Consider the following 15,273-nt stretch of genomic DNA (forward strand, 5'->3'; position numbering starts at 1 on the left):
CAAGGAGTGCTGCAAGACACAGGGACAAGAGGCATGGCGGCGGAAGCATCGGGCAGTGATCTGGTTCAGGTGGTGGCGCTGCTTGCTGCCGGTGTCGTCGCCGTTCCCATCTTCAAGCGCATGGGCCTCGGCTCGATCCTCGGCTATCTGGCTGCCGGCGTGGTGATCGGCCCGTTCGGCCTCGGCGTCTTTTCCGAATCGGAAGCCATTCTTCATGTCGCCGAACTCGGCGTGGTGATGTTCCTGTTCATCATCGGGCTGGAAATGCAGCCATCGCGGCTCTGGGGCCTGCGCCGCGAGATCTTTGGCCTCGGTGCGTTGCAGGTCGGCGTCTGCGCGCTCCTGCTGACCGGGGTCGGCATGGCTGGAGGGTTTCCAATCGCGCAATCCTTCGTCGCCGGCGCCGGCTTCGTGCTGACCTCGACAGCGATCGTCATGCAGCTTCTCGAGGAACGCGGCGAAATCGCCGCGCCGAAAGGCCAGCGCATCGTATCGGTCCTGCTGCTCGAGGATCTTGCCATCGTGCCGCTGCTGGCCCTGATCGCGTTTCTGGCGCCCGGCGGTGCCGACACCAGCCTATCGGAGCGGCTGACCGAGGTCGGCATCGGCCTCGCCGCGATCGTCGGCCTGGTTGTGGCCGGCCGTTATCTGCTCAATCCGTTCTTCCGCATCCTGGCGGATGCCCGTGCCCGCGAGGTGATGACGGCGGCGGCACTTCTGGTCGTTCTCGGATCCGCGCTCGCCATGCAGCTCAGCGGCCTGTCGATGGCGATGGGCGCCTTCCTGGCCGGTGTGCTTTTGTCCGAATCGACCTTCCGCCATCAGCTCGAAGCCGATATCGAACCGTTCCGCGGCATCCTGCTCGGTCTGTTCTTTCTCGCGGTGGGCATGTCGCTCGACCTGCATGTGGTCGCGGCGAACTGGCGGCTGATTGCCATCTATGTCGTCGCCTACATGGTGATGAAGGCATTCGGCATCTACATCGTCGCCCGTATCCTGAAAACCAGCCACCGCGAGGCGCTTGAGCGCGCGGTCTTCATGGCGCAAGGCGGTGAGTTCGCCTTTGTCCTTTATTCGGCGGCCGCGGCGGTCGGCATCATCGACGGCAACGCCAATGCGACGCTGACGGCGATCGTCATCATCTCCATGGTGCTGACGCCGCTGGCCATCATCGCCTTGCGCTATCTGACGCCGCGCGACGAGCAGTCGCTCGACGGCGTCGACGTCGCCGATGGCCTGACCGGCAGCGTGCTGATCATCGGCTTCGGCCGCTTCGGCCAGATCGCCAGCCAGCCGCTGTTGCTGCGCGGCATCGACGTCTCGATCATCGACAATGACGTCGAAATGATCCAGGCGGCGGCCGATTTCGGCTTCAAGGTCTACTATGGCGACGGCACGCGGCTGGACATCCTGCATGCCGCCGGTGCCGGCCGGGCGCGCGCCGTGCTGATCTGCGTCGACAAGGCCGATGTGGCTGTTCGCATCGCCCAGCTGATCAAGGCCGAATTCCCACTGCTCACCGTGCTGGCCCGCGCATTCGACCGTGGAACGGCGCTGCAGCTCATACGTGCCGGCGTCGACTACCAACTTCGCGAAACCTTCGAATCCGCACTTGTTTTCGGCGGCTCGGCCCTGGAATCTCTGGGCGTCGATCCCGAAGACGTGGCTGAAACGATCGAAGATGTCAGGCGCCGCGACACCGACCGCTTCGAAACCCAGCTCGCCGAAGGCATTCGCGCCGGACAGCGCTTCCTGAGAGGCAATATCGGCACGCCGATTCCGACACCGCTCTCGACGCCGCGCCGGCCTGGTCAGGCACTCAACGAAGAGACCGCGGGTGTGCTGCACAAGTCCGAACCCGCCGATTGAGCAAGGAATTAGGTATGGAATTGGACAGCAGAGCCCTGTCGGTCACCAAATTCTGGCGCGATGCCGGCGAGGATGCCTGGTTCGAGAAGAACGAAGCATTCGATGCCGAGTTCCGCGACCGCTTTCTCGACCTGCACTACGCCGCCGCGCGGCGTGAATGCGACGACTGGCTGGAACATACCGAAGGCGCGCTGGCGCTGATGATCCTGCTCGACCAGTTTCCGCGGAACTGCTTTCGCGGCACCGGCCATATGTACGCGACCGATCCGCTCGCCAGATATTTCGCAGAGAAGGCGATCGCGGCTGGTCATGACCTGGCACTCGAGGAAGAACTCCGCGTTTTCCTCTACCTGCCCTATGAGCATTCGGAGCTACTGGCCGACCAGGATATTTCGGTCGAGCTGACGCAGGCCAGGGCCGAGCCCTATCTGAAGTATGCTGTCGAACATCGTGATATCATTGAGCAATTCGGCCGTTTTCCGCATCGAAACAGGATGCTTGGGCGCGAAACCACCTCGCAGGAGCAGACGTTCCTGGATGGTGGCGGCTTCTCGGGCTAAAGTTCGGCCGTCGCTTTGCCCAGAAATCAGGCCAGCCACCAATCCCGGCCGGACGACAATCGCTCGATGCCTGAGGTATCGACGGCGACCAGGCGGTCGGTGATGCTGCGACCGCTGACAACCAGGCCGGGCGCGATCTCGGCCAGCGGCGCCAGCACGAAGGCGCGCTCCAGCATGCGCGGATGCGGCACCTCCAGCCCGGTCTCGTGGATGACGCGGTCGCCGAACACCAGAATGTCGATGTCGATCAGCCGCGGCCCCCACCGCTCCTCGCGCACCCGCTTCAGCTTGCGCTCCGCATCGAGGCAGAGGTCGAGCAAGGCACGCGGTGCAAGCACGGTGGAAATTTCGGCGGCCGCATTGAGAAAATCCGGCTGATCGAGCTTGCCCCAGGGCGGTGTGCGATAAAGCGAGGAGACGCCGGTGACACGCGTATCCGCGTCGGCATCCAGCATGCGCAGCGCCGCGCTCATGGATTTCGCCGGATCGCCAAGATTGCCGCCAAGGCTGAGATAAACGGTACTATTCGGGCCAGACAACGGTCACCTCGACATAATCGAGCACGCCGGGCACTGGTGCGTTCGGCTTGCGCACCGTGATCTCGGCTTTCTTTATCTGCGGAAAACGCGCCGTCAGCGCACGGGCCACTTCGAGCGCCAGCGACTCGATCAGAAAACGGCGCTGCCCGGTGATGATCTTTTCAATGACGCTGAATGCAACGCCGTAGTGGACTGTATCCTCGATCGAATCTTCGGCAAGCGCCCGGCCTGGATCAACGGTCAGAACGGCATCGACATAGAAGCGCTGGCCGAGCCGTTCCTCCTCGTCCAGCACGCCGTGCCGGGCAAAGAAAGCGCAGTTCTTCATGCGGATGACATACATCGATCAGTTTCTCGCCCGGTCGGTTTGACGCGCCAGCATAGCATCGGCGAGCGCCAATGCGTCCACGTTGAATGCGACATCGTGGACGCGAAACAGATCGGCGCCCTGGAGCCTCAAAATGACGCTGGTCGCCGCTGTTCCGACCCCTCTGTCGGCGGCATCACGGCCGGTGACCGTGCCGATGAAGCGTTTTCGCGACGTGCCGGCCATCAGCGGCAGGCCGAGTGCATGCAATTCCGAAAAGCGTGCCATCAGGTCGAGATTTTCCTCCGCCGTCTCCTTGGCGAATCCGAAACCGGGATCGAGCACGATGTGATCATCGGCGATGCCGTTCTGGCGGGCGATTTCCAGCGACCTTCGCAGGAATGCCAACTGATCGGCAATCGCGTCCGGCAGCTTCTGGCGATCCCGCCCGGTATGCATGATGACAAGCCCGGCGCCGGTATCGGCGGCGACACGAGCAATATCGGGCTCGCGCTGCAAACCCCAGACATCGTTGACGATATGCGCGCCGGCGGCGACCGCCAGCCGCGCCGTGTCGGCGCGATAGGTATCGACCGAAATCAGCACCTCGTTCACGCCCGCCAGCGCTTCGATCACCGGCAGGATGCGGGCCTGTTCCTGGCTGGCCGATACCGCGGCAGCACCTGGGCGCGTCGATTCTCCCCCGACATCGACAACCAGTGCCCCTTCCCCGATCATGCGGCGCGCCTGGGCCAGCGCCTTTTCAGGGGCGTCGAACTGGCCGCCGTCGGAAAAGCTGTCGGGCGTGACATTGAGGATGCCGACGACCACGGCCTTGCCGCCAAGGTCGAGATGGCGTCCATGCGCCAACTGCCATCGCCTGGCCGTCATTGCTCATCGACCATGGAGTTCATCAATCATGTGTGATCCCTGGCGGATCAATTTCATTGCGCCGGCAACGGCCGTAAAGCAAGGTGGTCGAAGAGGCAACATGATGAAACGATCCATGCTTGGCATGAAAAAACAGTCCTTGGGCGTGAAACAATCCTTGGCTTGCGCGCTGCTGCTCGCCATAACGCCGCACCCGGCGGCGGCGGCCAATCTCGTCAAAACATACAGCTATTTCGCCATTGGCGGCAGCACGCTCGACGACATCGAGGCACAACTCTCCAAACGCGGGCCGGAGGTGAAAAGCACCGGCACGCGGCACCCGGGCGCCACGCAAATGGCCTTCACCACCCGTATCAGCTATGCGCAGACACCGAGTTCCTGCCGGATTGCCGACGCGGTGGTGACCGTCAAGGTGAAGGTGATCCTTCCCGAGTGGCGCCGGCCGCGCAAGGCCGATGCCGATGTCAGGCTGTTCTGGGATACGCTGTCGGCCGACATCAAGCGCCATGAGGAGCGCCATGTCGAAATCGCCAAGAACCATGGCGGCGAACTCGAAGAGGCCTTGAAAGCCACCTACCCGCAAAAGAACTGCGACGCCGCCAAGGCCAAGGCGGCCGCGATCACCGCGGCTGTTCTGGCCAGGCACGACCGCGCCCAGCTTCAGTTCGACCGCGTCGAAAGCGTCAATTTCGAAAGCCGCATCTTGCGGCTGCTGCGCTACCGCATGGAGCGCATCGGCAACGGACGACTGCCGCCGGCCTGAACGCACCCGAACTGAAAGCCAAATTCACCGAAGCGTAGTGCCAGATTCGAAAAACTTTCGAGCCGCCGTCGAAACCGGCCTATATGGGACGACATATCAGGCTCGCCAGACGAGCTTAAAACACCAATGCGATCCAAACGGTCATGAAGCCGGAGCGGCTGAACAGCGCCGGTCAAATCGCAAGCTTATGGATGAACGATCATGGACCAGGCTGTCGATGAGAAAACGATGGCGGAAACCGGCACGCCGATAACAGAGCGCGAAAAGAACGCCATCATCGGCGGCGTGCTGTTGTCGATGCTGTTGGCGGCACTCGATCAGACCATTGTCGCGCCGGCCATGCCGACCATCGGGCATGCGCTCGGAAACGCACACTATCTGCCATGGATCGTCACCGGTTATCTCCTGACCGCTACAGCCGTGGCTCCGCTCTACGGCAAGATTTCCGACGTCTACGGCCGCCGGCCGACCGTCTACGCCGCGATCCTGATCTTTTTGGCGGGATCGGTGGTCAGTGCGATGGCTCCCAACATGTTTGTGCTGGTTGTCGGGCGGGCGATCCAGGGCGCCGGTGGCGGCGGCTTGTTCGCTTTGACGCAGACCGTCGTCGGGGATCTCGTGCCGCCGCGCGAGCGGGCACGCTATGCCGCCTGGTTCTCCGGCACATGGGCTGTCGCCAGCGTTGCCGGTCCGTTGCTCGGCGGCACTTTCGCAGAGCACCTGCACTGGTCACTGATCTTCTGGATCAACATTCCGCTTGGTTTTCTTGCAATGGCGATCATCAACAAGCCGCTCAAGAAACTGCCCATTGCCGCAAAGCGCCATCGCATCGACGGCCTGGGCGCGCTGCTTCTGATAATTGCCACGGCGCTGCTGCTGCTCGCCTTGAACTGGGGCGGCAGCGCCTATCCCTGGACTTCGCTTGAAGTCATCGGCGTTCTCTGCGGTTCGGCGATTTTCTGGAGCGCTTTTGCCTTGCGGCTCATGCGCGCCGCCGAGCCGCTCATCTCACTCGAAGTGCTTGGCAATCCAATCGTTCTGGCGGGCACGCTTTCGATGTTCCTGCTTCAGGCCGCAAGCGTCGGCATGGCTGTGTACCTGCCCGTCTATCTTCAGGCGGTGCTCGGCTTGTCGGCAGCGGAGTCGGGCATCGCGATGCTTGGGCTTCTGCTGGGGACCGTCGGCGGCGCGGCATTCAGCGGGCGTATGATCCCGCATTTCACCCACTACAAGCGCATTGCGATGGTGGGCGTCGTCTTCAGCATGCTGTGCCTCTGCCTGCTGGCCGTCGTCGCAGGATATGCAACGCTGCTGGAGGTCGAGGTCTTGACGATTTGCATCGGGTTTGGAACCGGAACGACGTTTCCGGTCACCACCGTGTCGGTCCAGAACGCCGTCGATCGCGTGCATCTCGGCGTCGCGACGGGCGTGCTGACATTCCTGCGTTCGCTTGGCAGTGCGCTTGGGGTCGCCATGCTCGGCGCGGTCGCTCTGGGCTACGGCTTGCCGCTTGCCGGTGAAGGCGTGCGGATCGCTGGCCATAGCGCGACGATCGAGCCGTTCGTGATGATCTTTGCCGTCGCCGCCGCTACATTGCTGCTCGGGCTGATCACGCTGACGCTGATGCCCGAAAAGGAGCTTCGCGGCTACGCCGACAATGCGGCGCCGATGCTGGCCGAGTAAAGTTCAGCCGGAGACGCCGAGCTTCTTCTGCAGGCTGGTCGATGAGGTCGTGTACTGGAAAACTATGCGCTCGCCGGGGCTGATGATGCGCTTGGCGGCCTGCGCCATCAGCGCCACTTCGTGGAAACCCGACAGGATCAGCTTCAGCTTGCCCGGATACCAGTTGATGTCGCCGACCGCGAAGATGCCGGGCACCGATGTCTGGAATTTTTCGGTATCGACCGGAATGAGGTTCTCGTGAAGGTTGAGACCCCACTCCGCGATCGGTCCGAGCTTCATGGTCAGGCCGAAGAACGGCAGCATGCGCGTGCAAGGCACCTCGACGTCGCCATCCGGTCCCTTGATGGTGGCCGATGACAACTGGCCGTCGGCACCGGTCAATCCGGTCACCTGGCCGACCTGGAATTCGAGCTGCTTCATCTCCTGCATGGCATACATCTTGTTGACGCTGTCGGGAGCGGCGCGGAACTCAGGCCGCCGGTGCACCAGCGTCACGCTCTTTGCCACCGGCTGCAGGTTCAGCGTCCAGTCGAGCGCCGAGTCGCCGCCGCCGACAATGACGAGGTCGTGGCCGCGAAAATCCTCCATCCGGCGCACCGAATAGAAGACGCTCTTGCCTTCATAGGGCTCGATGCCGGGGATCGGCGGACGCTTGGGCTGGAAGGAGCCGCCGCCGGCGGCAATCACCACCACCTTGGCCTCGAACACCTCGTTTTCGTCGGTGGTGACGCGAAAACTGCCGTCCTCCAGTTTTTCCAGGCTGGAAACCATTCGGTTGTAGCTGAAATCGGGCTTGAACGGCGCGATCTGCTCGAGCAATTTGTCGACCAGCCCCTGCGCCGAGATCGAAGGCCAGCCTGGAATGTCGTAGATCGGCTTTTCCGGATAGAGCTCCGCGCATTGGCCGCCCGGCCGATCGAGAATGTCGATCAGGTGGCACTTCATGTCGAACAGGCCGAGCTCGAACACGGCAAACAGGCCAACCGGCCCTGCCCCGACAATAAGCACGTCTGTCCTGGTGATGTCGGTCATGCCTGTGCCTCGCTGCGCATGACCCCGAAAATCGGATCGATTTTCGGAAAGGATCACGCGCAAATAAAAGTGCTACAGCGTCCTTTGCGCGTCCAAGAGGACACGCGGCGCTGTGGTGAAACAGCAGGACACTGCATGACCATCGCCCCGCTGCCAAGCCACAGCGGGAAAAATCAGTTGGCAAAAAGGTTGCGCTTATCCCTGGCGGGCAGGCACCCGCACGACCAAGCCGTCAAGCGCATCGCGGACCTTGATCTGGCATGACAGGCGCGAATTGGGCTGGACGTCGTAGGCGAAGTCCAGCATGTCCTCTTCCATCGCTTCCGGCTCGCCGACTTCAGCCGTCCAGGCTTCGTCGACATAGACGTGACAGGTGGCACAGGCGCAGGCACCGCCGCATTCGGCTTCGATCCCGGGCACGGCGTTGCGGATCGCGTTCTCCATGACCGTAGAGCCGTTCTCGGCGTCCATGTCGAAATGCGTGCCGTCATGGGCAATGAAAGTCAGCTTGGTCATTTGTCACCTGAAGGGAGTTGCAGCCGAGATAATCACTCCGGCTGACAAGTCAACTGCCGCATGAAAGCGCCGCCCGATGACGTTTTTCCGCAAATCGGATTCGGCGCGGATTCAGCGGTTGATGGCGGCGATGAAATCGCGCACTTCGTCGATCAGCGTACCAAGCCGCTTGAGCGTCTGGCCGTCTTCCGGCCGGTGCTCGATCTCGGTGGCGCAATCGGCGATGGCAAAGGCGCCCACGCCCCGTGCCGAACCCTTTAATCCATGGGCGAGCAGAAGCCGGTCCTTGATATCGGCGTCGACTATTCTGTCGCGCACGGACAGCGCCTGCTGTACAAATAGCGCCAGAACCTCTTGCTCAAGGCTGCGGTCACCCATCGTCTGGCGGGCAAGGTGTGCCAAATCGACCGGCCGTGACCGTCTTGGTCCGGATACATCTCCCCCGGGCATTGAGAAGGCGATGCCGCTTTCGCCACGCATGAACTCGAACTCCGTTTCTTCGACTCGCCCAAAAACCTAGGCGAATCCAATGGACAACGGGTTAATGAATGGCCCGGAAAAATGTTGCCAAAGCGGCGTCCAAATCACAGTTCCGTTAACCTTATATTTAAAGTTTTACGTATCCCGCGGAATGCATGTTTTCTTTACCCCCCTGTGTCATTACGATACGAGGGGTCCATTTTCAGCCTCCTGCGCGGGGCAAGACAAACAGAATTATAAGCCCGCGGCAGCTAGTACAGGGTAGCGAAGGCATGGCAAAGAAACCGACGACGAGAACTCTCGACAGCGAAGTGGCCAGGGAACTGGAAAAGGCACTCGATCTCGACCTCAGCAATGAGATCGGCAGCGGCGACCTCGATATCGCGGCTTCGATGGAGGATCTTGAAGCGCAGATATCCCAGGCGGCCGACGAGCTGGCGCGCGAGGGACGCAATCATAAGCCGGAACAGAACCCGGAGCCGGTGGTCAACCAAAACCAGGCCGCGAAACCCGCGCCCAAGGCCAAACCTGCCGAATTGCGCCCCGTGGAACCGCGCAATGGCGCCCAGCCCGCAGGTTTCGCGCCGGCCAATGACGATCGCCAGAAGGATTACAAGACGCTCCTGCACAGCCTCAACAGGCGTGCCTCGAACACCATTTACTGGGTCGTCGCCTTCGTTTCGCTCGCCTGGTTCGCCGGTGCCGGTGGTTTGGCCAATCTGCTTTTCGGACCGAGCATTTGGAGAATCCGCACGCTCGACCAGTTCCTCGCCCGTCCGGAACTGATCGGCCTCGCCGTCGCGGCCATCGTGCCTGTCATCCTGTTCTGGGCCTTCGCCGCCATGATTCGCCGCGCCCAGGAAATGCGCATCGCCGCACAGTCGATGACCGAAGTGGCCTTCCGCCTGACCGAGCCGGAAAACCTTGCCCAGGATCGCGTCATGATGATCGGCCAGGCCGTTCGTCGCGAGGTCGCGGCGATGGGCGAAGGCATCGAACGCACGCTTGCCCGCGCCGTCGAACTGGAAACGCTTGTCCACAGCGAAGTCAACCAGATCGAACGCTCCTATTCCGAGAATGAATCCCGCATCCGTTCGCTGGTCGACGGCCTCGGCAGCGAGCGCGAAGCCGTCGTCACCCATGCCGAGCGCGTCCGCGCCTCGATTACCGGCGCGCATGAGACGCTGAAGGACGAGATCGGCGCGGCTTCCGACATCATTCGCGACTCGATCCTCAATGCATCGACCAAATTGTCGATGACGATCACCAATTCCGGCGACACGCTGATCGACCGCATCAACGAAAGCTCGATGTCGATCTTCGATTCCGTCGAAGGCCGGCTCGATTCGATCACCGACCGTCTGTCGACCTCGGGCGAGGCCTTCGCCAGCCTTCTCGACACCCGCATTGCCAAGCTGACGGACACCACGGACGGACTGACGCGGTCGTTGACCGATCTGCTCGACGATCGCACCACCGGCATGGTGTCGCTGCTTGGCGGCGCCGCGCGCACCCTCAATTCCGAATTCGAGGCCAGCCTCAACGGCATCGAGCGGACGCTCGCCGAACGCGGCCAGGCGCTGATCAGCGAGTTCCAGACCCGCGCCGAGGCGCTCGACACCGGAACGCAGAAGCTCAATGCGGCACTCGAGGCCCGCGCCCGCCAGATCAATGAAACGCTGGTCGAGCGCGCCCGCGAAATCGCGCACACCTTCGCCGAGAGCAAGGACACGCTGTCGGCGATGATCGATCAGGGCAAGACCCAGATCGGCGCCGACATGGCCGACATCGTCACTTCGACCTCCTCTATGCTCGAAGCCCGCGCCAGCGACTTCGCCGGACGCATGGAAGCCGCCCGTCACGTCGTGTCGCGTTCGTTCGACAGTGACATCCAGCGGCTCGCCGACGCCCGCGTCGGCATCGAGGAAGCTGTTGAGAACCACAGCAGGAAACTGTCCGAAAGCCGCGAGCGCATGGCCGCGGCCATGGAGGCCGACCTGGCGAAGTTCGCCGAGGGCCGCGCCGGCATCGATGCGGCAGTAACCAACCAGGTGCAGAAGCTGGCCGAAGGCCGTAGCCTGATCTCGCGCGCTCTCGAAGAGGATCTGCGCAAGGTCAATGAATCGCGGGCGGCCATCGATGCATCGCTCGGCAGCCATCTCGAAAGGCTGGAAGAAGGTCGCAACAGGCTCTCTATTGCCTTGAATGAAGACTCCGGGAAGCTGGTGCAAGCTCGTACGATCATTGATGAAATGGTCGCCGGACATGTCGGAAAACTCGCCGAGGGCCGCAACATTCTGTCGCGCGCTTTGGAAGCCGATCTCGGAAAACTGTCCGACAGCCGCGCCGACATCGACGGTCTGGTCGCCGGTCAGGTGGAAAAAATCGCCGAAGGCCGCGCCGTGCTCGCCAAGGCGTTGGAAAACGACATCGTCGGCATCAAGAGCCTCATCGAAACCCATTCCGCCAAACTGGCGGAAGACCGCACGCAGCTTTCCCATTCGCTCGACAATGATCTGTCCGGCATACGCGGCCTGATCGAAAGCCATTCGGGACGGTTGGCCGAGGACCGCAGCCTGCTGTCGCAGACCCTTGAAGCCGACCTTGCCAAGCTGGCCGAAAGCCGTTCGAGCATCGACGGTCTGGTCGCCGGTCAGGTCGAGAAGCTGGCGGAAGGCCGCGACATTCTCAAGCGCGCGCTGGAATCCGACCTGAACACGATCAAGGGCGTTATCTCAAGCCAGTCGGAAAAGCTGGCCGAGGATCGCGGTCAGCTTTCCCGGGTCCTGGAAGCCGACCTGCAGAATGTGAACAGCGTCATCGCCGATCACATGAACAAGCTTGTCCAAGACCGCTCCGCCCTGTCCAGGGCCCTTGAGGACGACCTCGCCAAGCTGGCCGACAGCCGCTCCAGCATCGACGGGCTGGTTGCGGGTCAGGTCGAGAAGTTGTCCGAGGGCCGAGATATTCTGCGGCGCGCTCTGGAATCCGACCTCAACGCGATCAAGGGGACCATTGCCGACCAGTCGCAGAAACTGGTCGATGACCGGGCACAGTTCGCCCGGGCACTCGAGGCTGACCTCGAAAGCGTCAATGGCTTGGTCAACAGCCATTCCGAAAGGCTCGTCCAGGATCGTTCGACGCTGTCGAAAGCGCTTGAAGCCGACCTCGAAAACGTCGGTGGCCTCGTTAACAGCCACGCGGAAAGGCTTGTCCAGGAGCGCTCGACCCTGTCCAAGGCGCTCGAGGACGATCTTGCCAAACTGGCCGAGAGCCGCTCAAGCATCGACGGTCTGGTCGCCGGCCAGGTCGAGAAACTCGCCGAAGGTCGCGATGTTCTCAAGCGCGCGCTGGAAGCCGATCTCGCCAAGCTGGCCGAAAGCCGCTCCAGCATCGACGGTCTGGTTGCCGGCCAGGTCGAGAAGCTGGCCGAGGGCCGCGACATTCTCAAACGCGCCCTCGAAGCCGACCTGCAGAAGCTGACCGAAAGCCGCAGCGACATCGACGACGTCATCGCCGGACATGTCGGCAAGCTGTCCGAAGGCCGCAATATGTTGACCCGCGCGCTGGAAGACGATCTCGGCAAGCTCGCCGAGACCCGCAAGGACGTTGACCGCTCGCTGTCGGGCCATATCGACCAGATCGCTGCCAGAAGCACCGGCATTTCCGACGCGATCGCTGCCGATGTCGAGAAGATCGAGCAGGCGTTCAGTCGCCAGACCGGCATCATCGAGGAGCGCGCCGGCACCATGGAACGTGCGCTCTCGACAGGCGTCGACAACGTCCGCGCCGTGCTCGAGAAGAGCGCCGTGTTTGTCGCCGGCGCCCTGCGCGAAAAGGTGCTGGAAGTCACCAGCACCCTGCACGAGCAGGCCGGTGCCGCGTTCAGCGACGCCGACCGGAAGATCGCCGAGCGCGCCGAGCAGACCTCCGCCGCCCTGCTGGCGCGGGCCGAAGACATCGCCCGCACCTTCGAGGAGGCCGACCGTCGCCTGCACGCCCGTGCAGAAGATACGTCGAACGCCTTGCTTGCCCGCGCGGACGACACGTCCAGCTCGCTGCTGGCCCGTGCCCATGAAACCGCCGATCAGCTGGCCGCTCGCGCAAATCAGATCGCCGGCACCTTCGAAGCGGCAGACCAGAAGCTTGCCGCCCGCGCCCAGGAAACCGCAGATCAGCTGACCGCCCGGGCTCAGGACACCGCCGACCATCTGGCAGCTCGTGCAAGCGAAATTGCAGGCACGTTCGATGCCGCCGACCAGAAGCTGGTCGCCCGCGCCATCGAAACGGCCCAGTCGCTGGCCGCGCGCGCCGGCGACATCCTGCGCAACTTCGAAGGCGCCGACCAGCGGCTCGGCATGCGGATCGGCGAATCGGCCGAAGCGCTTGCCGCACGCGCATCGGACCTTGGCCGCATCTTCGATGCCGCCGACCAGCAGCTCGTCTCGCGCATCGCCGAGGGTTCGGAAGCGCTGTCGAGCCGCGCCTCGGAAATCGGCCGTATCTTCGACGACGCGGATCAGCGGCTGGTGTCGCGCATCGCCAGCAGCACCACCACGATCGGCGAGCATGCCGAGACGATCGTCGGCGCCTTTGCCGATACCGAGCAACGGGTTGCCGAACGCGCAAGGCGGACCGGCCAGGAAATGGCCGTGCATGCCCGCGAAATCGAGCAGGCGCTTGCCGGCGCCGACGAGCGTCTCGCCTCGAGCGCGGCGGCCGCGGCAGCCCGTGTCGAAGAGCAGATCTCGGGCGTCGAGAACCGCCTCGCCTTTACGGCCGAGACGATGGGCCAGAAGCTCAACGAGCAGGTGTCGAACGCCGAGGCGCAACTCGTCTCGCGCGCCAATGTGATCGCCGAGACCTTCACCGCGGTTGGCCAGCATATCGGCCAGAGCACCAACGATGCCGCCAAGACGATCGGCGCCAACACCCGCGAACTCAACACCATGCTCGCGGCGCGTTCGGCCGAAATGTCGAAGATCCTCGACGAAACCGCACGGCCTTTGGTCGAGCGCTTCGCCCAGGGCGGCTCGGAACTGCAAAAGAGCATGGAAGAGGTCACAGAACGCGCCACCGAGAAGCTGCGCAGCGAGAATGCCGCACTTGTCGACGCGCTCGCCAACCGCACCGCCGAAACCTTGTCGGCGGTCGAGGGTGCCCGCTCGTCGCTGTCCGACAGCGTCGCCGACCTCATCGGCCGGATGACCAAGTCCAGTTCGCAGCTCGGTCAGCTGATCGAGCAGGCCGCGGTCAATCTCGGCCAGGTCGATGAACGCCTGAGCGGCAGCACGCAAAGCTTCGCCGCCACCACCGAGAAGGCCGCGCAGACCTTTGCCAGCTCGGCACGTCTGGTCGATTCGAACACGACAAGGCTGACGGAACTGTCGTCGTCCACCTTGCGCGAGGTCGCGTCGATTGCCACCAAGTTCGACGAGCACAGCCGCCTGCTCTCCAGTGCTTCGGACCTGTTGAGCTCGGCCCAGAGCAACCTCGAGCACACGCTCGAACGGCAGTCGTCGCTCGAAGACCTCGCCGTCGGCCTGGTCAAGAAGTCGGAAGATCTCGAAAGGGTCATGCGCTCGTTCGAAAATCTCGTCGGCCAGACGCTGCAGAACGCCGAAGGCAAGACGATGGAGTCGGCCGACAAGATCCGCAACGCCATCACCGACGTCGTCGACTCGGCAACCAAGCGCTTTGCCGATGCGACCGAGGAGATGCGGCGCACCGCGGGTTCGATCAAGAGCGAGCTCGACCTGACCCGCGCCGAGCTCAAGAAGGGCGTCATCGAAATGCCGGAAGAGGCCAAGGAATCGACTTCGGCCATCCGCCGCGCCGTTTCCGAGCAGATCAACGCCCTGAAGGAGCTTTCGGACATCGTGGCCAAGTCCGGCCGCGGCGGTGAAGGGTCCGAACCACGCAACCTGCGTCCGGCGCCGCAAGCGCCGGCCGCACGCGCTGCCGAGCCGCCGCGCCGAGCACCGGCACCGCAGCCGGACCTGCGCACGCCTCAGGCGCCCTTGGGCGGCCCTGCATTGCGCGGCACGGTCGACCTTGACCGTCCGACCGAGGCGGCACCGCGTCCGCGCGGCGATGCCAACGCCCGCACGCCGCAGGGTGGCTGGGTGCGCGATCTGCTGACCGCGGCATCGAACGATGAGGACCTCAGGTCGGCAGCTCCCCCAGCGACTGCGGAAGCGCCCCGCGCTACGCCTGCCCAGCGCTCGCCCCTGCATGTCGTCGAATCGCTGAACTCGCTCTCCGTCGATATCGCGCGGGCCATCGACCACGATGCTTCGATCGAGCTGTGGAACCGCTACCGGCGCGGCGAGCGTGACGTGTTCACAAGGCGGCTCTACACGCTGAAGGGTCAGCAGACGTTCGACGAGATCCGTCGCAAGTATCAGGCCGAGGCCGAGTTCCGCGCCGCCGTCGACCGCTACTGCGACGATTTCGAGAAGCTGCTCAAGGATGTCTCGCGCAACGACCGCGACAACATCATGGCGCAGACCTACCTGACGTCGGACACCGGCAAGGTCTACACCATGCTGGCGCATGCGAGCGGCCGCCTGCACTAAGACAGGAATTGAACAGGCGGGCTATGGTCCCGCCTGTGCCTGCTCTAACGTCCGG

Annotated in this window: 11 protein-coding genes; 5 read left to right on the plus strand and 6 right to left on the minus strand. The window is 63.2% G+C overall.

From position 1 onward, the window contains the following. Window positions 1–33: 33 nt before the first annotated feature. A complete protein-coding gene (locus AC0NIL_RS20705) occupies window positions 34–1,869 on the plus strand; it encodes a monovalent cation:proton antiporter-2 (CPA2) family protein (RefSeq protein ID WP_013531870.1) in 1,836 nt (611 codons plus the stop codon). Window positions 1,870–1,883: 14 nt separating this feature from the next. Continuing rightward, the gene (locus tag AC0NIL_RS20710) at window positions 1,884–2,429 is read left to right on the plus strand and encodes a DUF924 family protein (RefSeq protein ID WP_063167919.1); all 546 of its coding nucleotides are present in this window, start codon (window positions 1,884–1,886) and stop codon (window positions 2,427–2,429) included. 26 nt (window positions 2,430–2,455) lie between these two features. On the opposite strand, the gene folK is transcribed toward AC0NIL_RS20710, so the two are convergent. Genes folK through folP form a run of 3 tightly spaced genes read right to left on the minus strand, consistent with a single transcriptional unit; the run spans window position 2,456 to window position 4,166 of the window. Then, window positions 2,456–2,968 carry a 2-amino-4-hydroxy-6-hydroxymethyldihydropteridine diphosphokinase gene (folK, locus tag AC0NIL_RS20715; RefSeq protein ID WP_013531872.1) on the minus strand — a complete coding sequence of 171 codons (513 nt, stop codon included), beginning with the start codon at window positions 2,966–2,968 and terminating at the stop codon, window positions 2,456–2,458. Further along, window positions 2,952–3,311 carry a dihydroneopterin aldolase gene (folB, locus tag AC0NIL_RS20720; protein WP_013531873.1) on the minus strand — a complete coding sequence of 120 codons (360 nt, stop codon included), beginning with the start codon at window positions 3,309–3,311 and terminating at the stop codon, window positions 2,952–2,954. Before folB ends, folK begins: the two co-directional genes overlap by 17 nt. A gap of 3 nt (window positions 3,312–3,314) precedes the next feature. Then, window positions 3,315–4,166 carry a dihydropteroate synthase gene (gene folP, locus AC0NIL_RS20725; RefSeq protein WP_063167918.1) on the minus strand — a complete coding sequence of 284 codons (852 nt, stop codon included), beginning with the start codon at window positions 4,164–4,166 and terminating at the stop codon, window positions 3,315–3,317. A gap of 103 nt (window positions 4,167–4,269) precedes the next feature. On the opposite strand from folP, the gene AC0NIL_RS20730 reads away from it, so the two are divergent. Both AC0NIL_RS20730 and AC0NIL_RS20735 read left to right on the plus strand, forming a co-directional pair. Continuing rightward, window positions 4,270–4,929 (plus strand): DUF922 domain-containing Zn-dependent protease, encoded by a 660-nt coding sequence (locus AC0NIL_RS20730; RefSeq protein WP_013531875.1) that lies wholly within the window; start codon window positions 4,270–4,272, stop codon window positions 4,927–4,929. Between the two features lie 201 nt (window positions 4,930–5,130). Then, complete coding sequence (locus AC0NIL_RS20735) at window positions 5,131–6,612, plus strand: MDR family MFS transporter (protein ID WP_473573384.1); 1,482 nt, start codon at window positions 5,131–5,133, stop codon at window positions 6,610–6,612. A gap of 3 nt (window positions 6,613–6,615) precedes the next feature. Here AC0NIL_RS20735 and AC0NIL_RS20740 read toward each other — a convergent pair whose 3' ends face one another. From AC0NIL_RS20740 to AC0NIL_RS20750, 3 genes are all read right to left on the minus strand, one after another. Next, a complete protein-coding gene (locus tag AC0NIL_RS20740) occupies window positions 6,616–7,644 on the minus strand; it encodes an NAD(P)/FAD-dependent oxidoreductase (protein ID WP_013531877.1) in 1,029 nt (342 codons plus the stop codon). A 195-nt stretch (window positions 7,645–7,839) separates the two neighbouring features. After that, window positions 7,840–8,160, minus strand: a complete 321-nt coding sequence (locus tag AC0NIL_RS20745; RefSeq protein WP_013531878.1) for a 2Fe-2S iron-sulfur cluster-binding protein — start codon at window positions 8,158–8,160, stop codon at window positions 7,840–7,842. 111 nt (window positions 8,161–8,271) lie between these two features. Continuing rightward, on the minus strand, window positions 8,272–8,640 hold the full coding sequence (locus AC0NIL_RS20750) for an Hpt domain-containing protein (RefSeq protein WP_023813039.1): 369 nt from the start codon (window positions 8,638–8,640) through the stop codon (window positions 8,272–8,274). Window positions 8,641–8,912: 272 nt separating this feature from the next. Between AC0NIL_RS20750 and AC0NIL_RS20755 the strand changes: the two genes are divergently transcribed. Further along, window positions 8,913–15,218, plus strand: a complete 6,306-nt coding sequence (locus tag AC0NIL_RS20755; RefSeq protein ID WP_473573385.1) for a coiled-coil domain-containing protein — start codon at window positions 8,913–8,915, stop codon at window positions 15,216–15,218. Window positions 15,219–15,273: the final 55 nt, after the last annotated feature.

The sequence above is a fragment of the Mesorhizobium sp. WSM1343 genome (assembly GCF_055901535.1).